General features: G+C 59.7%; 23 protein-coding genes. 2 read left to right on the top strand and 21 right to left on the bottom strand.

Annotated features, from left to right (window positions below):
* The 19 genes from IM284_RS11960 to IM284_RS11870 form a co-directional block, all read right to left on the bottom strand.
* Complete coding sequence (locus IM284_RS11960; protein ID WP_028014713.1) at positions 1–1,230, bottom strand: beta-ketoacyl-ACP synthase; 1,230 nt, start codon at positions 1,228–1,230, stop codon at positions 1–3.
* Positions 1,227–1,958: a 3-ketoacyl-ACP reductase FabG2 gene (locus IM284_RS11955; protein WP_028014712.1), complete on the bottom strand. Its 732-nt coding sequence runs from the start codon at positions 1,956–1,958 to the stop codon at positions 1,227–1,229. Before IM284_RS11955 ends, IM284_RS11960 begins: the two co-directional genes overlap by 4 nt.
* Positions 1,955–2,428: a 3-hydroxy-fatty acyl-ACP dehydratase gene (locus tag IM284_RS11950; protein WP_047362581.1), complete on the bottom strand. Its 474-nt coding sequence runs from the start codon at positions 2,426–2,428 to the stop codon at positions 1,955–1,957. Before IM284_RS11950 ends, IM284_RS11955 begins: the two co-directional genes overlap by 4 nt.
* Positions 2,425–3,594, bottom strand: a complete 1,170-nt coding sequence (locus IM284_RS11945; protein WP_047367216.1) for a beta-ketoacyl-[acyl-carrier-protein] synthase family protein — start codon at positions 3,592–3,594, stop codon at positions 2,425–2,427. The genes IM284_RS11950 and IM284_RS11945 overlap by 4 nt, the downstream gene beginning before the upstream one ends.
* Position 3,595: 1 nt before the next feature.
* Positions 3,596–4,174 (bottom strand): DUF3261 domain-containing protein, encoded by a 579-nt coding sequence (locus tag IM284_RS11940; RefSeq protein ID WP_028014709.1) that lies wholly within the window; start codon positions 4,172–4,174, stop codon positions 3,596–3,598.
* Complete coding sequence (locus IM284_RS11935; RefSeq protein WP_047367215.1) at positions 4,171–6,495, bottom strand: MMPL family transporter; 2,325 nt, start codon at positions 6,493–6,495, stop codon at positions 4,171–4,173. Before IM284_RS11935 ends, IM284_RS11940 begins: the two co-directional genes overlap by 4 nt.
* On the bottom strand, positions 6,464–7,069 hold the full coding sequence (locus tag IM284_RS11930; protein WP_047367214.1) for an outer membrane lipoprotein carrier protein LolA: 606 nt from the start codon (positions 7,067–7,069) through the stop codon (positions 6,464–6,466). The genes IM284_RS11935 and IM284_RS11930 overlap by 32 nt, the downstream gene beginning before the upstream one ends.
* Positions 7,066–7,488 (bottom strand): thioesterase family protein, encoded by a 423-nt coding sequence (locus IM284_RS11925; RefSeq protein WP_047367213.1) that lies wholly within the window; start codon positions 7,486–7,488, stop codon positions 7,066–7,068. The genes IM284_RS11930 and IM284_RS11925 overlap by 4 nt, the downstream gene beginning before the upstream one ends.
* A 3-nt stretch (positions 7,489–7,491) precedes the next feature.
* Complete coding sequence (locus tag IM284_RS11920; protein ID WP_047367212.1) at positions 7,492–9,183, bottom strand: glycosyltransferase; 1,692 nt, start codon at positions 9,181–9,183, stop codon at positions 7,492–7,494.
* A complete protein-coding gene (locus tag IM284_RS11915; RefSeq protein ID WP_028014704.1) occupies positions 9,174–9,527 on the bottom strand; it encodes a hydroxymyristoyl-ACP dehydratase in 354 nt (117 codons plus the stop codon). Before IM284_RS11915 ends, IM284_RS11920 begins: the two co-directional genes overlap by 10 nt.
* Complete coding sequence (locus IM284_RS11910) at positions 9,514–10,875, bottom strand: acyl-CoA synthetase (protein ID WP_047367211.1); 1,362 nt, start codon at positions 10,873–10,875, stop codon at positions 9,514–9,516. Before IM284_RS11910 ends, IM284_RS11915 begins: the two co-directional genes overlap by 14 nt.
* On the bottom strand, positions 10,868–11,455 hold the full coding sequence (locus IM284_RS11905; protein WP_047367210.1) for a hypothetical protein: 588 nt from the start codon (positions 11,453–11,455) through the stop codon (positions 10,868–10,870). Before IM284_RS11905 ends, IM284_RS11910 begins: the two co-directional genes overlap by 8 nt.
* A 6-nt stretch (positions 11,456–11,461) precedes the next feature.
* The gene (locus IM284_RS11900; protein ID WP_024908875.1) at positions 11,462–11,713 is read right to left on the bottom strand and encodes an acyl carrier protein; all 252 of its coding nucleotides are present in this window, start codon (positions 11,711–11,713) and stop codon (positions 11,462–11,464) included.
* Between the two features lie 10 nt (positions 11,714–11,723).
* Positions 11,724–11,981: a phosphopantetheine-binding protein gene (locus tag IM284_RS11895; protein ID WP_028014701.1), complete on the bottom strand. Its 258-nt coding sequence runs from the start codon at positions 11,979–11,981 to the stop codon at positions 11,724–11,726.
* Entirely contained in the window at positions 11,962–12,777 is an 816-nt protein-coding gene (locus IM284_RS11890; RefSeq protein ID WP_047367235.1) for a 1-acyl-sn-glycerol-3-phosphate acyltransferase, read from the bottom strand. The genes IM284_RS11895 and IM284_RS11890 overlap by 20 nt, the downstream gene beginning before the upstream one ends.
* Positions 12,774–13,496, bottom strand: coding sequence for a beta-ketoacyl synthase chain length factor (locus tag IM284_RS11885; RefSeq protein WP_047367209.1), 723 nt, complete (start codon positions 13,494–13,496; stop codon positions 12,774–12,776). The genes IM284_RS11890 and IM284_RS11885 overlap by 4 nt, the downstream gene beginning before the upstream one ends.
* A 47-nt stretch (positions 13,497–13,543) precedes the next feature.
* A complete protein-coding gene (locus tag IM284_RS11880; protein WP_047367208.1) occupies positions 13,544–14,608 on the bottom strand; it encodes a class I SAM-dependent methyltransferase in 1,065 nt (354 codons plus the stop codon).
* A 68-nt stretch (positions 14,609–14,676) separates the two neighbouring features.
* Positions 14,677–15,066 carry a hypothetical protein gene (locus tag IM284_RS11875; protein WP_047367207.1) on the bottom strand — a complete coding sequence of 130 codons (390 nt, stop codon included), beginning with the start codon at positions 15,064–15,066 and terminating at the stop codon, positions 14,677–14,679.
* A 322-nt stretch (positions 15,067–15,388) separates the two neighbouring features.
* Positions 15,389–16,438 (bottom strand): AI-2E family transporter, encoded by a 1,050-nt coding sequence (locus IM284_RS11870; RefSeq protein WP_041911893.1) that lies wholly within the window; start codon positions 16,436–16,438, stop codon positions 15,389–15,391.
* 144 nt (positions 16,439–16,582) lie between these two features.
* Between IM284_RS11870 and IM284_RS11865 the strand changes: the two genes are divergently transcribed.
* The gene (locus IM284_RS11865; RefSeq protein WP_047367206.1) at positions 16,583–17,800 is read left to right on the top strand and encodes an MFS transporter; all 1,218 of its coding nucleotides are present in this window, start codon (positions 16,583–16,585) and stop codon (positions 17,798–17,800) included.
* A gap of 4 nt (positions 17,801–17,804) precedes the next feature.
* Here IM284_RS11865 and IM284_RS11860 read toward each other — a convergent pair whose 3' ends face one another.
* Positions 17,805–18,362, bottom strand: coding sequence for a DcrB family lipoprotein (locus IM284_RS11860; RefSeq protein WP_028014694.1), 558 nt, complete (start codon positions 18,360–18,362; stop codon positions 17,805–17,807).
* Positions 18,363–18,434: 72 nt separating this feature from the next.
* On the bottom strand, positions 18,435–19,100 hold the full coding sequence (locus IM284_RS11855; protein WP_028014693.1) for a 7-cyano-7-deazaguanine/7-aminomethyl-7-deazaguanine transporter: 666 nt from the start codon (positions 19,098–19,100) through the stop codon (positions 18,435–18,437).
* Positions 19,101–19,267: 167 nt separating this feature from the next.
* On the opposite strand from IM284_RS11855, the gene tusA reads away from it, so the two are divergent.
* Entirely contained in the window at positions 19,268–19,510 is a 243-nt protein-coding gene (gene tusA / locus IM284_RS11850; protein WP_032653764.1) for a sulfurtransferase TusA, read from the top strand.
* Positions 19,511–19,577 lie beyond the last annotated feature (67 nt).

Raw genomic sequence — 19,577 nt, 5'->3', positions numbered from 1 at the left:
TTACGCCCAGCGTTTAATGATAATCGAGGTATTGATGCCGCCAAACGCGAAGTTATTGCTCTGCAGATACTCGCAGTCAATCTGACGGGCTTCTCCCATAATATAATCTAAAGCCCCGCATTGCTCATCCGGCTGCGTTAAATTGAGCGTCGGGGCAAACCAGCCTTCGCGCATCATCTGCAGGCTCATCCACGCTTCCAGCGCGCCGCAGGCCCCCAGAGTGTGGCCAAAATAGCTCTTCAACGAAGAAACCGGCACGCTGTCACCGTAGATGGCGGCCGTGGCCTGGCTTTCGGCGATATCGCCGCGGTCGGTGGCGGTACCGTGCGCGGAGATATACCCCATATCCCGGGCGCTTAACCCCGCCATCGCCAGCGACTGCTCCATGCAAATCTGCATGGTGTCACGCTGCGGCTGGGTGATATGGGCCGCGTCACAGTTGGTGGCAAAGCCCACGATCTCACCGTAGATGGTGGCCCCGCGCGCTCTGGCGTGCTCCAGCTCCTCCAGAATCAGGGTGCCTGCGCCTTCCCCAATCACCAGACCATCGCGCTGCGTATCGAACGGCGAGGGGGTGGTTTTGGGTTCGTCGTTGCGCTGGCTGGTGGCAAACAGCGTGTCAAACACCGCCGCTTCAGACGGACAAAGCTCTTCCGCGCCCCCCGCGACCATCACGGTCTGATAGCCGTGGCGAATTGCCTCCCAGGCGTAGCCAATCGCCTGGCTGCCGGAGGTACAGGCGCTCGACGTTGGGATCACGCGGCCACGTAGTCCAAAGAACAGGCCGGTATTCACCGCGGTGGTGTGCGGCATCATCTGGACGTAGGTTGTCCCGGTGATGTTATTGGTGTGCTTTTCGGTAAGCATGGTCGCGAATTCGCTGACCGGGCCGGTGCTGCCTGTCGAAGAACCGTAGGCGATGCCGGTTTGCCCGTTGGTGAGCACCGCTTCGCCAATCAGCCCCGCCTGCTCCAGCGCCAGCTCTGTCGCGCGGGTCGACATCAGCGACACGCGGCCCATGGCGCGAATACGCTTGCGGGTATAGTGTTCCGGCAGCGCGAAATCGTCGATCGGCGCGCCCAGCAGGGTGTGCAGGCCATCATAAACCTGCCATTCCGGCATTTTACGGACGGCGTTTTCATACGCCAGCAGCCGGCTGGAAACGGACTGCCAGTTCTCGCCAAAGGCGGTGACGCCGCCCATGCCCGTAATCACCACGCGACGCGTCATAGCATTCCTCCGTTAATCGAAATGACCTGGCGGGTGACGTAGCCCGCGATATCCGACATCAGATAGCTTGCCAGCCCGGCGACCTCCTCAGCCTGGCCCATACGTTTCATTGGGATGATGGACATCGCTTCCTTCAGCGCGGCCTCCTCCATCTCAATCATGCCGGTATCAATCAGCCCTGGCGCAATGCAGTTCACGGTGATTTTGCGTTTTGCCAGCTCGATCGCCAGCGCTTTGGTGGCGCCGATAATGCCCGCTTTGGCCGCGCTGTAGTTCACCTGGCCGCGGTTGCCCATCACGCCGGAGACGGAGGATAAGGTAATAATGCGCCCGCCCTGACGGGTGCCGATCATGGGCATAATGCAGGGGTGTATGACGTTATAAAAGCTGTCGAGATTGGTGTGGATCACGCTGTCCCAGTCGTCTTCACTCAGTGCCGGAAAAGCGCCATCGCGGGTAATTCCGGCGTTGCTGACCACGCCATACCATGCGCCATGGGCATCAATTTCCTGTTCAAGCACTTCACGGCACTGCTCGCGGTTGCCTACGTCAAACGAGAGTAAACGGCCGCTGCCGCCCGCCTGCGTGATGGCGTCCAGCGTCTCCTGCGCGCCTGCGGCATCGCGATGGTAATGCACGCCGACGGTAAACCCGTCAGCGGCAAGCTGGCGGGCGATGGCGCGACCAATGCCTTTGCTGGCCCCTGTGACCAGTACGGAACGACTCATGCGTGGGATCCCTGATTAAAAAGCGATGTTAATTCTTCTGCACTCGGCTGGAAGGTATTGACCCGGCCCGTGGCCAGCGTCTCTTCACCTGCGCAAATCGTGCATTCAAAACTGCCGAAGCGTTCGTCCTGCATCAGCAGCTTAACGGTAATGTCCAGCGTTAAGCCTTTGGCGAAACGCCCGCTGGCGCAGACCAGCTCGCGCGCGCCGAGCACCATGCCCAGCGCGATATGTTCCTGCCCCTGCTGCTGACGATGCCAGCCTGACCAGACGCCAACGGTCTGCGCCATTAGCTCGAGCGCGTACCAGCCCGGCAGGTCGCCATCGGCATTGAGAAACGGCGCCAGCACGCTTTGCCTGTCAACTGCCACGCGGCAGACCGCCATGTCATCCGTCACATTTTCAACGGACCCCAGCAGCATCATGGGCGCATCGTGCGGCAAATAGGCTTCGGGTGATAGATAGCTCATGACGTTCTCCCCAGCAGAATGCTGGCGTTATTGCCGCCAAACGCGAACGAGTTAGACAAAATCACCGGCTTTTTCAGGGCGGTGCTCTGGTGCAGCAGGCCGCACGGCGCCAGCGTCTCGTCCGGAGCGTAGCGGGAAAAATCCTGCGGCGGCAAGGGCAGATCGCGCGTCAGGATAAGCCAGCTCAAAGCCGCTTCGGTAATGCCGGCAGCGCCCAGCGTGTGGCCGGTAAGGTGTTTGGTTGAACTGCACGGCACGCTTTCTCCGAAGAGATCGTGAACCACCTGTGATTCAATCTGATCGTTGAGCGGCGTGGCCGTGCCGTGCAGGTTGATGTAGCCGATGTCGTCCGGCTGCATGCCCGCTTCGCTGAGCGCCTGAGTGATAGCCCTTATCGCCCCGTCGCCCTGCGGATGCGGGGCGGAAATATGGTACGCATCGCTGGATTCGCCCGTGCCGAGCAGCGCCACGTCCGCGGGTTCCCGGCTTAATACCATCAGCGCCGCCGCTTCACCGATGGTGATCCCCCGGCGGTCCCGGCCAAACGGCTCGCAGAGCGTGGGGGAGAAGGATTCAAGACTGTTAAAGCCGTTCACGGGCATCCGGCTCAGGGTGTCTGCTCCGCCGACAATGGCGATATCCACCAGCCCGGCTTCGATCAGGCGTTTGCCGCCGATCATCGCCCGCGCGCTGGAGGAGCAGGCGGTGGAGATCGTATAAGCCGGGCCTTCAAGCTGCAGCCAGTTGGCGAGAAAGCGGGACGGATCGCCCAGCTCCTGCTGCGGATACTGCCAGCGCGTGCTGATCTCGCCGTCGGTCATGAGACGCACGTGCTCATCGCCTTCATCCAGCCCGGAGGTGCTGGTTCCCAGCACCACGGCCACGCGGTCGCGACCAACGCGGGCGATGGCCTCGTCAACGGCGGGCTGAATCTGCGCCAGCGCGGCCAGCAGCAGCTGGTTGTTGCGGGTGCGGTGTGCAGAGAAGGTGTCCGGGATGAGCGGCAGTTCGCCTTCCACCCCGCCCAGTACCGCTTCGGGCATTCCCTGCAGCCAGCCGGTCCGGGCGTGCATGCCCGGCGCCACGCCCGCAGCCAGGTTGGCGGCAATTTCATCAGGCGAGTTGCCCAGCGCGTTGACCATGCCAACAGCGGATATATAAATCATCTCAGTCACCCAGATATTGAATGGTGATGTGGTATTTGAATACGTGTTGCTCGATGCTGATCGGCTCGCGCTTGCCTTTGCGCTGGAGATAGACAATCTCCGTCACCAGCTTGCCGCTGGCGTTGCGCAGCTCGCGCCGATCGCCATTGTCCGTTAACGTCCAGCCCTTCGGCAACTGCGGCTGCCAGGCGCTAATCGGCCAGTGGCTGAGCATCACGTCGGCCAGCACCTGGCTGGCGGGCGGCAGCTGCGGCACGACGATCGACTGCTCGGTATGAATACCGCTCTCGTCGTACGTTGCCAGGAACAGGCGAATGCCCACGGAAGAGAGGCCGGCCAGCGTGACCTTATGCGCATCCGCGTTGAGCATCACCAGCAGGGACTGCGTTTGCCCGTTAAAGCTGCCGGTCAGCAGCTGCTGGGAGCTTACCGCCGGGCTGATGCCGGGCGGCGGCAGAGTGACTTTGGTGCCAGGCTGAAGCCAGGCCTGAGGCCGCGTCTCTTTGGTATCGGTCGAATGGCTGCAGCCTGCCAGCAGCAGCGCCGCGGCCAGCGCGACGGCGCGATAAACAGCGTTCATTTACGTTTTCTCTCTTTCTTATCTGGCATCGCCAGCGGTGCCAGCAGGAAGGCGGTGAAAATACCGCTCACCAGCACAATACCAAAGCTGCTGATGGCCTGGGTGGCGCTGAAGACGAGCATGCCCAGCGTCAGCAGGGTGGTCATCATGGCCAGGGTAATCGCCAGCATCGAAGTCAGCGGCGTACCGCGCGGGTTGCTGAAGAACAGCGTGTAGTTAATGCCAATGCCGAGCACCAGTACCAGCGCCAGCAGTGAAAACAGATTTACCGGGTGGCCCGTTGCGACCAGCGCGGCCAGCCCGCAGCTCAGCGACAGTGCGGACGGCACCAGGCTTATCAGCCCTTTGCGCCAGCCGAGGCGCAGTATCGCCCCGCAGGCAATCACCGCCAGCGCCGCAAACAGTAGCCCCGTCAGCAGCGTGCGGTAGAGGGCAAACAGGCTGTCAAAGCTGGCCTTGCGGTCCACCCAGACGACGCCGTCATGGCGCGCGGCCAGCTCACCGAGCGCCGCGCTGTTTTTTGCGCCGTCCACCGGCACGAGCACGCCGCTTTCCCCGCCCGGCAGGGTCAGCCAGAGCAGACGCCAGCCCTCGCTGGCCGGACTTTCAAGCCACGCGTCCACGCTGACCGGCATGGCGTCCAGATTGGGGGAAACGGCGTTAAGCCCTGCGCTTTTCAGCACGTTCGTCACCGCAGGCGCGGCGTTCCGCAGCAGCGCAAGGTCGCTTTTCTGGCGGGCCAGCGAGTTCAGCGGCAGGGTGCGCCAGCGGGTGAGATCCCCCGCTTTTTGCGCCTCGGCCAGCGCGGGAGTAAAGGCTTCCAGCCGCTCCAGCGTTTGCTGGGGCGAAGCGCCGTGCACCACAAACCATTTCTGATCGACGCTTTGGCCGGTCAGGGCGGTAATGGTTTTCTCCTGCGCCAGAATATCTTTCGGCAGCGCCTGCAGCTGGGCGATGTCGTCGTCCACCTTCAGGGTGCTCATTCCCACGGCGGAGAGCAGCGCCAGCGCGACGGGCAGACCAACGGACAGTTTTTTACTGCGTCGCCAGGCGGCCAGCCAGCGCAACATCAGGACCATAAAGGGAACCGGGCGCACCGGCAAACCCCGGCACAGCCACGGATGCCAGAAAATCACCGTCAGGCAGGAGGCGCTCAGCCCCGTCGCGGCAAATACCGCCATCTGGCGGATCCCGGGGAAGGGGGCCAGCATCATAATCAGGTAGGCGGCGACGGTCGTCAGCAGCGCCAGCAGCAGCGCATTGCGCACTTTGGCCAGGCTTTGCCAGGGAGAGAGCTCCGCGCCGTGCACCATCCGTTCGGTCAGGTAGTAAAGCGTATAGTCGGCTGAAATACCGATGATGCTCATGCTCATCACCAGCGTCATCAGGTGCAGTTCGCCAAAGAGCAGCAGCGTCACCACCGTGCCCGCCAGCGCGCCGATGGCAATGGAGAGCACGCTCAGCAGCAGCGGGCGCAGAGAGCGGAACACCGCCACGATCAGCAGGAACACCCCAAGCAGGGTGGCGATGCCCAGCGTTGAGACGTCGCGTTTAGCCTGCTGGCTGGCATAATCGCTGTAGAACACCGTCCCGCGCGAAAGCAGCTGCGCCTGCGGGTAACGCGCTTTCAGCGTCTGTTGCAGCGCATTAAGCGTCGTCACGAGCCGGTGGGTCTGCTGCATATCAAATGACGAGCCCGCCAGTTCGCCGTGCAGCAGATACCAGTAGTTTCCCGCTTCATCTTGCGTGACCAGCCAGCCGTCCATCAGCCGCAGCTTCTGGCCGTTTTGCGCCAGGGCGAGCTGCGAGCCGCGCATCAGCATTAGCGGATCGTTTTGCAGCTCTTTACCGCTGACGCCGGAGAAGGCGGAGTAGAGCTGGGATAAAATCCACTGCGCCTGCGCTTCTCCGCCGTTTTGCAGGCGGGCACGGGTGGCCGGATCAATCAGCCCGTTGCGGTGCTGCCAGAAGAATTCTCCCCAGGCCTTTTGCCCGGCGGCGTCCATCGGGCCTTTGACCTCGCGGAGCGCGTCGCTGCTGTGCAGCAGTTCAAGCCACTGCTGCGCCACGCGCGGATCGGGTTCTTTGCCGGGGCTGACCAGCCAGACCAGCTGGCGGTCAAGACGCTGCATAAACCCGTCGTTGAGCGCCGGAGGGATCGCCCCCAGCGTCTGCTTCGGCAGCATGGCCAGCACGCTGCTGTTCAGCCGCGCGCCGGGCAGCAGCGACAGCAGCACGCCCAGCATAACCAGACATACCGTGGCCCACAGCAGCGCCGGGCGCAGGGATTTACGGTGCGGCAAAGCGTTGGCGTTCGTCATCGGTCAGGCTGGCGGGCGTCAATTGGTGGTTTGAAAGGGCTATATCGGTACGGTCGCCCTGCCTGTCGTTCAGGCGGATCGTCTCAAGATAGGTCGCGCCGCCCAGATCGAGGGTGGCGAAAATCTTGTCCAGCGGCGTCGTTTTTGGGGTAAGCACCAGCGACCAGCGGCCCGCGCCCAGGTCTTTAAAATCGATGCGGAAGTTCTCTTCCAGCACCTTGCGGTCGGCCTGGAACAGGGCCCGCAGCAGGTGGTTGAACTGGAACATCTGCGGATTATTGTCGGCGGTGATGGTCTGCGGCGGCTGGCCGTTGATTGCCTGAACCATCCGCTTGTCGTCCAGCAGCAGCGTCATCGGAAACGGCGCTTTTTGATCCCACAGCAGGCCGCTGTCGCGGGCGATCAGCATCTCGCCCTGCGAGCGCAGCGGCTGCGGCATATCTTTTATCGTGCGGACCTGTTCGAAGTGCGCGCGCACCACGGGCTGCTCGGTGAAACGCTGCTGCAGTTCATCCAGCGTCACGGCGCTGACCAGCGGGCTGACGAGCAGCGCCAGCAAAGGCAACCATTTCATGGCGTGACTCCCATACGTTCAAACAGTACTGTCGGACTGACAAAGCACATTTCGCGGGTGGCTTCTTCCACCGCCACCTGGATGGTGTAGCCGGTGGTGGTGCGTTTGCCGCTCTGCGCATCGAAAATTTGATAGGCAATGCGCAGGCGGTTTTCATACTCTTCAATCTGCGCGCGAACGCGAATGCGCTGCTCAAAGGTCACTGCATCGCGGTATTTCACCCGCGTGTCGACAACGGGCCAGACGTAGCCGGAGGCTTTCATCTGGCGATAGCCATAGTCAAACTGATTGAGCAGCGCCTCGCGGGCGATCTCAAAGTAGCGGAAATAGTTGCCGTGCCAGACCACGCCCATCATATCGACGTCGTGGAACGGAACGGTGATCTCAACTTCAGTCGTAAAGCGGGGATCGGTCAGCACCCTTTACTCCTTCTCTCTGGACTCTGGCAGATGCCAGAAATCGAAAAAATTAAACCAGTCGAGCGGCGACATCAGGGCGTAATGCTCCAGCCGCTGCGCGTAGCGATCGACGGTAGCCTGCAGCGCCTGCTGGCGTTCCCCGCGCGGCAGGATCAGCGGGTCGGCAAACGGCTCGCTGTGCAGGACGAGCTTACCCTGCTGGCGCAGGGCGAAAATCAACACCACCGGACAGCGCAGGATGGAGGCCAGGATAAACGGCCCCTGAGGGAACGGTGCGGGCTGGCCCATAAACTGGCTCCAGATCACCCGCCACTCGCCGCCACGCTGCGGGTTGACGGCGATGCGGTCGCCCACGATCGCGACCCATTCTCCGCGCTCAAGCTTCTCTTTGATGGCAATGGCGGTGTCCGGGCCGATGTCGGTGACCGACATCAAATTCACGCCGGCCTGGGGCGCCATTTCGCTCATAATTTGCTTAAAACGCCGGGCGTTCTCGCTGAAGACCAGGGCGTTGATGGTTTTGCTGCCGTCCAGCTGGGCCAGCGCCCGGCAGGCTTCTACGTCGCCAAGATGCGAGGCCAGCAGCAGCTTGCCCTGCGGCGCCGCGATATTAAGCGTTTCGCTCGCGCCGGGAGCAAAGACCACGTCGCGCTTAAACTTCAGCTCGCCGCGCCAGCTGGCGACTTTGTCCAGCATCGCGTTGCCGAAGCGCATGAAATGGAAAAAGCTGTTGAGCCGTTCTGGAACAGGCATGTTCCGCTGCATCAGCACCTGCTTCACGCGTGCAATCCACTGCCGCGAAGCCTGCCGCGCCGGACGCGCGATCAGCCAGTAGACGCCGATCACCGGCCACAGCAGCACGGTAAACGCCCGCCGCCCCAGCAGCTGCCAGACGCGCAGCATCAGGCGCATGCCCCACAGGCCTTTAACCTCGTCCTGCTGCGCCCAGTGCTGGCCGCGTCGACGGAAGAGAAGGCCGGGAATGCGCGGAAGCATGCCGAAGAACAGCCGGGTATGCATCAGGGAGATCCGCACGTTATCTTTCAACGCGTCGAAGTGGGACAACCCGTCCTGCGGATAGGTCACGCGGGTGGGCAGAAAGACGCTGGTGTTGCCCTGCCAGTAGAGACGGACCATTACTTCGGTGTCAAAATCCATCCGTTTACCGAGCGTTTCACGCGCGGCGAGCCGCAGCGTGGGCGAGACCGGGTAGACCCGAAAGCCGCACATACTGTCTTTAAGCTGCAGGGATAAGGTCTCAATCCATACCCAGACGTGGGTGACCCAGCGCCCGTAGAGCCGCGAGCGCGGGATGGAATCATCGTAAACAGGCTGGCCGGAAATCAGCGCGTCCGGGTGGCGCTCCGCCAGCGCCAGCATTTTGGGAATATCTTCGATGGCATGCTGGCCGTCCGCGTCCACCTGCAGGGCGTGGGTATAGCCCGCACGCGCGCACTCCTCCAGCCCCCTGATGACCGCGGCACCTTTGCCGGCGTTTTGCGCCAGACGGACCAGCGTCATCTGCGGCAGCTCCGCCGCCAGCCGCTCAAGCTCCTGGCGGGTGGCGGCGGAGCTGCCGTCATCCACCACCAGGCACGGCAGGCCAAACGGCGAGAGGCGCGACAGCACGCTGGCCATCGTGGCGCCGTGGTTGTAGCACGGGATCAGCACGCAGGGGCGGAAGGTTACTGACATAGACGAATTTTCCCGCTGCTGGCGGTATGGCGTTCAGCCCCGTCATGACGCAGGTAGCTGAAGGTCAGCAGTTTGCGCCCGGCATGCCACTCAAGCACCAGCGTCACCGTGGTTTCCGGCAGCAGAGGCGCCTGGAACTTCACGTTTTGAATGCTGTGAAAGCGGTAGCCCGGTGCCAGTAAAGTCGTTGCGTAGTGCATCACCCAGTCAAGCTGCGCAACGCCGGGCAGCAGCGGCTGTACGGCAAAATGGCCCTGAAACCAGAACAGAGAGGCGTCGAGATGCAACACGATCTCCAGCTTCTCCGGCTGTGCCTGATGGCGCTCGATTTCATGAATTTTCATGAAATAACTCCTCTAACTGCGCATAGACACGCTTGTTCATACTGTTTACCGGCATCTCATCGACAATGCGCCAGTAGCGTGGAACGGCGACCGGCTCAAGCCACGGCAGCAGGGCGCGTCGCCAGGCGAACTCCTGCGCTTTTTTATCCTGCAGATGCCAGCGCTGACGAACCGCCTCATCCAGCACCAGCAGGACGCCAATCCCCTGACGGCCCCCGCGCGTAACCGGCAGCGCAGCCGCCTCGCAAACGCCGTCGAGCTCCAGCAGGCGACGCTCGATCTCGTTAAGCGAGATGCGCTTTTCTTCAATTTTGACCACCCGCCCGCGACGACCGGCGATGCTAAACAGCCCCTCACTGTCGAAGTGGAGGATATCGTCCAGCTGGAGTCCTTCAGCCTCATGGATAAGCGGCGAAGTGACGCGGCAGGCGTCATCTTCCTGATGGAAGTTTACGCCGGGGAAGGGTAGCCACGGCAGGTTATCTTCCACGCGATGGCGCCAGGCGAGGATCCCGGTTTCGGTGCTGCCATAAATTTCGTCCGGCCAGATGTTAAGCCAGCCAACCGTGGTGGAGACGTCACGCCAGGGCAGCATTCCGCCCGCGGAAATCAGCATCCTGACGGGCGGCGCGGCCAGTTCGGTATCCAGGCGCTTCAGGAACGCCGGGCTGCTGATGAACAGGTAATGCCGGTCATGAGGAAGGGCGGCCAGCTGCTCAGCGTAGTAGAGCATCGCGGCATGCAGCGGCAGGCCCATCGCCATCGGCAGTACGATGCGAAATGTCAGGCCATAGAGATGTTGCGGGACGACGGAGGCCACAACGCTACAGCCAGCCAGGCGTTCGCCGAAGCGGTCAGCCAGCAGGCGGGCTTCGCGATCCAGGCTGACGATGTGCTTAACCACCCGGCGCGGCGTTCCCGTGGAGCCGGAGGTGAACAGCTCGACGAAGCGGTTTTCGTTAATCTCCGGCAGGGGTACCCAGCGGGCGATCGTCTGGTGGCGGGAGGCTACCACAATCAGCTGCCCGTCAATATCGAGGGACCGATCGCTCAGGACGCCACTAAACAGCGGCTGCTGCTCCTCAAGCAGCGAAACGCGGCTATGGCCGGGAATGACCGGCGTTTTACCGGCATGCAGCGAGGCCAGCAGCGCAACGATAAACAGGTAGCTGTTTTCAAAGCACAGCGCCCAGCGCTCGCCTTCCTGCTGACGCAGGGTGTCGACCAGTAACGTCACGTCGTGGCGCAGCTGGCCCAGCGTCCAGGTACGATCGTCGAGCCAGGCGACGGGCGTGTCGTCAGGGCGGGGCGCGTTTAACCACTGGCCCAGCGGAAGGGGGTTAGTCATTCTGCATCTCTTTTTTTATCACCCGCTGGCGCACCAGCCACTCTGCCGCCATCAGTGTCCCCATCAGGATGTAAGCCACCATACCGTTCCACAGCGTCCACAGGTGCATGTCGCCGTGCAGGACGGTATACAGCGCCATCGCCCCGTTGCCGATGAAAAATCCGCACCAGACGAGGGTCACCCTGCGGGTATAGCGCACGCCCTCCGGCGGCAAATTGGGCTCACGTAAGCGCGCCAGGCGTTCGACCAGCGGCATCGCTGTCCAGAGCGAACCGCCGAAGACGGCCAGCATTACAAGATTAACGACCACAGGGTAAAACAGCAGCCACTGGTGGGTTTTCAGCAGATAGCTTGCCGCGCAGAGCGCGATCCCCGCCAGCGCCACGCACTGCACCACATACCGCATCGGGCCGGTGTTATGCCGCGCCTGGCGCAGCCGCAGCAGCAACAGCAGCGCCATCACCGGCAGCAGCCACGGCAGGCTGTTATGCGTCAGCCCAAATCCAATCAGGAAAGGCCACGACAGCAGCATCAGCCCCGTCAGGAGTGGGATGACCGGGAACGTCCGTCCACCACGCACGGTGTCTTACTCTTCGCGCAGCAGCTGTTCGACGGCGTCTACCACATCCTGAACGGTACGAACCGATTTGAAGGTTTCCGGCTTGATTTTCTTACCGGTTTTCTTCTGCAGATGGACAATCATGTCCACCGCGTCAATGCTGTCCAGCTCCAGGTCTTCGTAAAGACGGGCTTCGGGCGTAATGTCCTGCGGGTCGATTTCAAAGAGTTTGGTCAGAAGGCCGCAGACTTCCTGATAAATGGTTTCTTGTTCGGTCATAGTTCACATCTCAGGCGCGTTGGGCGTGGATAAAGGACGCCAGGGTGGCGACGGAAAAGAAGTGCTGGCGCATCTCTTCGCTTTCGGCAGAAAGCACCACGCCATACTGGTTTTTCACCGCCAGACCCAGCTCCAGCGCGTCGATAGAGTCGAGACCCAGCCCGTCGCCAAACAGCGCGGCATCGGTATCAATATCCTCTGCGGTAAGCTCGTCCAGATTCAGCGTGGTGATAATGAGATTCTTAATTTCAAGATAAAGCGCTTGCATCATTAATTCCTGACAAAGATTGAAGGCCTGATGTTAATCGATGCTGCAGGTGCCGGTTTAACTGCCTTGCCGCCAGTGCCGGTTCTTGTTGCCTTGCATCGTAAAATTCGTCGATGTTCACGCGATCGCGCACATCGACGGTAAAGACAGGTTTTGCGGGCGGTACATCATACCAGCGGCTTTTTTTATCCAGCAGGTGCTCGCTGCAGTGGATGAGTACGATCCGCAGATCGCTGCGGCAGCGCACGGCGATATTTGCCGCGCCGCGCTGGAGGGACATCGCCTCACCTGGGCGGGTACGCGTCCCTTCCGGGAAGATTAACAGCGTGTCGCCCTGGGCCAGACGCTGCTGGCTGGCGGCGAGCAAGGGCTCGGCCTCGCTGTTAATCAGATAATCCGCCGCGCGGATAACGCCGCTGACAAACGGATTGCGCAGTAACGCGCTTTTCACCAGACAGTCGGTTTCGGGCATTACCGACGCCAGAATCACGTAGTCAATTAACGTAGGGTGGTTAGCCACCACCAGGCAGCCCCGATCGCCGCGCAGAGCATCAAGATTGTGGATGCGATAGTCCAGCACCCCGGTGCCGCGGGCAACGGTTAAGAAGAAGCGGAAGCTGGCCGCGATGCTGCGGCGCGCCAGGCGACGGCGTTTGGCGCGATCGCGCTGGGCAATCAGCAGCAGGTTGAACCAGACCAGCGACAACAGCAGCCCGCCCGCGCCAAACAGCACGAAGCAGAATCCGGTCATGACCAGACGCCATAGCCAGTTGATCCGGGCGGTCAGGCGGTTCATTGGCGCGCCCACTGCCACAGCAAACGTTCGCCGGGCACCACAAACTGTTGTTCCTCACGGAGATAGCGTTGCAGGAACATCAGGCTTTGCGGCAGGGCGGCTTCCTCGCCCGTGCTGCCGCTGCGGGTTTCGCACTGCCATTCGCTGCCGGCTTCAATCACCAGCGCCACCGCGTACGGCCAGGTAGGCATCTGCGGCGGTAACGCCGGATGGTAAAATCCCGGCAGCGCGCCGTCAAAATCCACCAGCAGGACGCGGGAGTAGCCCGCATGCAGCAGGCTCAGCACTTCACACAGGGCCTGCTGGAAGGTGTCCAGCCCGGCGGAAATGGATGATGAGACAACAGGCTGGCGAGCGGCGATCGTGAGATTGCCCACCGCGGAATTGTGCACGGACATGGCGAAGTCGGTAGGCGAGACGGCCTGCCCGGTCGCCAGCGTATGCAGAATACGGTAATTGCGCTCCAGCTCGCCGTGGCGGCTGGAATAGACGACGGCGTCTATGGCGTGGCTTTGCAGCATGGCAAGACCAATATCCACCGCCAGCTTACTGCCTGAGTTAAGGCGGCGCGCGGTCATCATGGGTAACGCGGTCAGGCGGGGTAGAGGAGCCGTCGGGTCGATGGTCGACTGCAGGCGCGACCACGCCTGCCACTCTGCGGCATCGCTTAGTCCTGGCGCTCTTGCCTGCCAGTCAATAATGTTCAGTGAAAATTTCATCTACGCGCGTCCGCGGAATACCGTATTCAAAGGGCAGCCAGGCTGCGCTATTGTTCACGTTTGGTGCAAATTAACAGGGTATGACCTACCCCAAGGTTATCCAGCCGCTGTGCTATGCTGAAGCCCGCCCTTTCCAGGTAGTGATAAAACTTCTCTACGCTGTAAAACCGGCTATTGCCATTCGCCATACAGGTGAAATAGAGCGAGGTGGCATTCAGGCTGAAAGCCGCCGCTTCATATTTCTGGGCATCCCAGAAAAGCTCCATGATGCACAACCGTGCGCCAGGCTTCATGACCTCTGCGACGCGCGTCAGCATGGCGACAATCTGATCCGGAGAGAAACAGTCGAGGAACTGGCTCATCCACCAGACGTCGGCATCTCCCGGCAATGCCGACGGACTAAGCATATCGACAGCATGGAATCCAATACGATGAGAAAAACCTGCTTTTTCGATGTTTTCCTGCGCCAGCGCTATCTGCTGCGGGAGATCGAGGATCGTCACGGCAACATTGTCGTCATAGCGGCAGCAGCGTAACGACCATTTACCTGTATTTCCGCCCACATCGTACAATTTTGTCGGCGAGCTTGCGAATATATATGGCAACGCAGCGTCAAAAGCGGCGTCGGAATAGTAATGATCGAAGGCAAACCAGCTCTCTTTTGCCGGGGCAGGAAGCTGGGATAAAGCCGGATAGATGGTTGGCCAGTCGCCAAACACGGATAATCCAGCCGGTTTTTCTTTCTGCAGGGCATCGGCCAGATAAAATAACCCCTGGTAACAGACGTCCTGCGTGAAATCCATATTAACGCGGGTCATGGGATCGTGGAGTAAGAAATGGCCCACTTTCGCCAGGAAATAACGACCTTCTTTATAAGTAATTATCCGCCCGCTTAATCCCATGTCTAACAATACGCTGACGGCATAACTGCTCAGGGTACTGTTTTCGGTTATTTCGTCGAGGCTCGCCCCCTTATTACCCTGTTTATCGAGCCAGGCGAGAACGCCCGAGTTACGCAGACAAAGCGCGGTCTGAAATAACATCGGCGCAAAAGCGATGCGTTGCGCTTCGGTAATGGCATCCAGCGCGCTGAGCGTGTCCTTTTCGTACATTGTTGCGTAACCTTTCAGGGTAAGAAATGAGGTTATCGGGCCATGTCCGGCCCGACTTTAGAAAAATATTACAGCGCGGCACCCGCAGAAAGGTTCAGCTGAATATCGTGGTCGAGGTTGTTCACCCAGCGGTTATAATTTTTGTGAATTTTACCGTCTGCCGCTTTCAGGTTCAGGCTGCTTTCGTAATTAATTGAATAACTTGTCGCAGAGTAGGGAATACGCACCTGGACCGAGTGATCGCGTGCCTGTAGACGGCCCTCAATCACGCCCGGGCCCGCTTCCGTCATGATCCAGTCACGCTTCTGGCCTGCTTTCAAAATGGCTGTTTTCACCTGATCGGCAGTATGACCAGCGCTCACGACAGAGTGAACCTGAGCAATAGGGGCGGTACGCGCACAGCCAGCCAGTGCGCCAACGAATACGGCGGCAGTGCACCATTTAACGAGCTTTTTCATCAACAACTCCATATCAATAATAACAATTAAAGGTAGTGTTTTTTACAAATAAGCATCACCAGGCTTAGGGATTAAGTCAGGTGTGTTTTTAATCAATATTAATGTTTACATTACGTCGTCGCTAAGGCGGGGTATAATATCACGCAAAATAATTAATCATTCCGTTTTTTTTAATTTGCTTTAAGGGGGGTGTTGCATTTAAGCGAAATCTGGGTGAGTTGATAAAAAAACGTAAGGAATAAGCCTTAACGCAAATAAAAATACCGCGACGGTGAGCGTCGCGGTATTTGACGGTATAAACCCGTTTACACAGACAGATACATTACCCCGGCAACCGGCTTTTCGGCCGCCCCGGCCCAAGCAGGATCGCCAGCTTGCTGCCCCCTTTGGTGGTTTCCATCCAGATTTTACATACGCTGGTCAGCGGGACCGACAGCAGCATGCCGACAGGGCCCAGCAGCCATCCCCAAATCAGCAAGGATAAAAACACCACCAGCGTCGACATGCCCAGCCGGTGCCCCATCATGCGCGGTTCAAGAATGTTGCCCAGCACCATATGCACGACGAGGAACAGCGCCCCGACCAGCATACATTCGTAGAAACCGTTAAACAGAAACGCCTGAATCATCGGCGGCACGGCGGAAAGCACCGCGCCAATATTCGGCACGTAGTTCAGCAGAAACGCCAGCACCCCCCACATCAGCGCGAACTGAACATCCATCAGCATCAGCCCCAGCCAGACAATAATCCCGGTCCAGACGCTCAGCAGCGTTTTCAGCGCCAGATATTTGGAGACGCCCTTTAAGGCGCGGTGTAGGCCGGCAATGTGTATTTGCGGGTTATTTAAAGCAAAGCGCAGCTTATACGGAACATGGCGCACTTCGAACAGCATAAACACCACCGTCATGACCAGCAGCAAAATGCTGGCCATCGCGCCGGAAAGACCGGTCATCAGCGTGGTGGCGTAGGTCATGACCTTCTCGGAATCCATCCTGCGCAGCATCCGTTCTGGCGAAATATGCAGGTTAAGAAAGGGCATCATCTCCTGCAGCGCGACGATTTTACGCGTCAGCTCTTTATTGTACTGCGGCAACATGGTGGAGAATTCGCTCAGCGATGCCGCCAGTACGCCGAAGAGCGCCGTCAGGCCAATCAGCATCACGATAACCACGATGGTGATGGCCACCGGGCGGCTCACGCCCCGGCGTAAAAACCAGGTCACCAGCGGATTGAGGACAATGGCAAAAAAGAGCGCCAGCAGGAGCTGGACGATAATGTCAGCGGCAGCATGTATACCCGCAAGGATAACCACCAGACAGGCGAGTTTTAATAAGATGTGGAGTCCTGCTTTATCGGGCTGGGGAGCTAACATGCGCGTTCCTTAATAAGATGACCCGATAAGTGTAGTGCCTTAGGGCCGCTTCGTCTGGCACCGATAATCTGAAAGTCGGGGCTGATTTTCTTATTGCTCCGTGGTAATAGTGAAACACTGTTGCAAAAATTCAGGTAGAACCCCATGCCAGAACCTGCCGCCGAACCGGCGCTGAGCGGATTGCGCCTCAATCTGCGCATTGTTTCCGTCGTTATCTTCAACTTTGCCAGCTATTTAACGATCGGCCTGCCGCTGGCGGTTCTGCCGGGCTACGTCCATGACGTGATGGGTTTTAGCGCGTTCTGGGCGGGGCTGGTCATCAGCCTGCAGTATTTCGCCACGCTCCTTAGCCGCCCGCACGCCGGGCGCTACGCCGACCTGTTCGGTCCCAAAAGCATTGTGGTAGTGGGATTGTGCGGCTGTTTCCTCAGTGGTCTGAGCTACCTGCTGGCTGCCGCTACCAGCCACTGGCCGCTGGTCAGCCTGGCGCTGCTTTGCCTGGGCCGCGTCATTCTCGGGATTGGGCAAAGCCTGGCAGGAACCGGCTCGACGCTATGGGGTGTGGGGGTTGTCGGTGCACCACACATTGGCCGGGTTATCTCGTGGAACGGGATCATCACCTACGGGGCGATGGCGCTCGGCGCGCCGCTTGGCGTGGCCTGTTACGCCTTTGGCGGTCTGTATGGACTGTCGCTGACCATTATAGCGGTCGCGCTTGTGGCGATACTGTTTGCGCTGCCGCGCCCGAAGGTGAAGGCCAGCAAGGGCAAGCCGCTGCCGTTTCGGGCCGTGCTGGGGCGCGTCTGGCCGTACGGCATGGCGCTGGCCCTGGCGACCACCGGCTTCGGCGTCATTGCGACCTTCATTACCCTGTTTTATGACGCCAAAGGCTGGGAGGGCGCGGCCTTTGCGTTAACCCTCTTCAGCGGTGCGTTTGTTGGCGCACGCCTGCTTTTCCCGAACGGTATCAACCGTCTGGGCGGGCTGAACGTGGCGATGATCTGCTTTACGGTAGAGATTGTCGGGCTGCTGTTAACCGGCATCGCCAGCGCGCCCTGGATGGCGAAAATTGGCGTCTTCCTGGCGGGAGCCGGTTTCTCGCTGGTCTTCCCGGCACTGGGCGTGGTGGCGGTTAAAGCGGTGCCGCAGCAGAACCAGGGGGCGGCGCTGGCGACCTATACGGTATTTATGGATATGTCTTTAGGCATAACCGGGCCGCTGGCGGGGCTGGTGATGGCCTGGGCGGGGGTACCGGTGATCTATCTTGCCGCGGCGGGTCTGGTGATAATTGCCCTGCTGCTGACGTGGCGGCTAAAAAAATGGCCCCCGGTTCAGGCACCGGAGGCCACGTCATCGTCGTGAAGGGTTACTGGATCACGATGGTGTTAATGATGTTTTCAGCAGCCGTCTGCGCTTTCTGCTGATCTTCCGCTGGCAGGGTGATCTGCAGGGTCAGCAGTTTGTTATCAACCTTGCCCAGCACCACAGAAGACCAGGCGGTCTGGCCTTTCGCGGAGATGATGCTGTCCAGCTGCTGCAGCTTATGGCCTTTCAGCTCGATGGATTTATTGGTCACGACCTGCAGCTGCGGGTCGCGGCCGCGCTGCTGGTCTTCCAGACGTTTGGACAGGACGGCCAGGTCTTCGCTGGTGTCGTCGCCCACAATCACAATGACCGCTTTCTGGCCGGTTGCGTCGGAGTAAACGTGCATGTTATTCGCCTGGGTGCCCAGCTTGCCGCTCTGGTCAGTCATATCGGCTGGCAGAGAGAAACTGAGTTTGCCATCCATCAGATTCACCGGCTGACCGGTCGCGTTGCTTTCTGCGGATGCGCCCTGAGCAGGCGTTTTCGTGTCGCTGTTATCACAGGCTGCAAGACCCACAACCAGCAGGCCAATCCCGACATATTTAACCAGATTGCGCATTGACTTCTTCCTTTCGATAAACGGCCATAGCGGCTCATTCACCCATCTTATCACAACTGATAAAGCGAACCCTTAACCAGCCTGCAATGCCGTGATTTCAGATTTATCTGCCAGCCTTTTCAGCAGCATATTCAGCAGCACGCCGTACATCGGCAGGAAGAAAACAATGCTGATGAGCACCTTGAAGCAGTAGTCCACCAGCGCGATCTCCATCCAGTGCTCGGCCATAAAGGCATCCGGGCTGCGCCAGAAGGCGATGAAGAAGAAGGCCAGCGTATCGCTCACGTTGCCGAACAGCGTGGACGCGGTCGGCGCCATCCACCAGCGGTGATTCTGACGCAGACGGTTAAACACGTGCACGTCGAGGATCTGCCCCAGCGCGTAGGCCATAAAGCTTGCCGCGGCGATACGGGCGACAAACAGGTTGAAGTGTGTCAGCGCCTCAAAGCCCTGCCAGCTTCCCATGTAAAACAGGGAGGAGATCACGTACGAGATGAACAGCGCCGGAAGCATGACCGCAAAGATAATGCGGCGTGCCAGCGGTGCGCCGAAGATACGCACGGTCAGATCGGTGGCGAGGAAAATAAACGGAAAGCTGAACGCGCCCCAGGTGGTATGAAAACCAAAAATGGAGATCGGGAGCTGCACCAGGTAGTTGCTGGAGGTGATCACCAGCAAATGGAAAAGCGAAAGCCAGAACAACGCTTTTACGCGCTGTGATTCAGAGAACTGCGTCATATTGTGACCTTTTTATACGTTGGGGTGAGGGAACCCAATAAAAACCGCAGCATGATACTGCTTTGGCTGGACATTGCAATGGTTAGTTTTTGCGCAATCGTTAACCTGGTTTGCATTGCTCGCGCCGGGGCGTAAACTACTGCCGTTTTTATCTGACCGAGAAGATCATGACCGACCTGTTTTCCAGCCCAGACCACACCCTTGATGCCCAGGGCCTTCGCTGCCCGGAGCCGGTAATGATGGTACGTAAGACCGTGCGTAACATGCAGACCGGTGAAACGCTGCTAATTATTGCCGACGATCCGGCCACCACGCGCGATATTCCCGGTTTTTGTACCTTTATGGAGCATGAACTGGTGGCACAGCAGACGGAAACGCTGCCGTACCGGTATTTGATTCGTAAGGGGTAGGTGGGCTGTCCTCTGCGGCCTGAAGCCCTCACCCCGGCCCTCTCCCATGTACAGTCCGGGGACATGG

The sequence above is a fragment of the Enterobacter cloacae complex sp. P12RS genome (assembly GCF_014895875.1).
Taxonomy (GTDB): domain Bacteria; phylum Pseudomonadota; class Gammaproteobacteria; order Enterobacterales; family Enterobacteriaceae; genus Enterobacter; species Enterobacter bugandensis.
The sequence above is the reverse complement of the archived record's forward strand: the minus strand, read 5'-3'. Positions and strand labels throughout refer to the sequence as shown.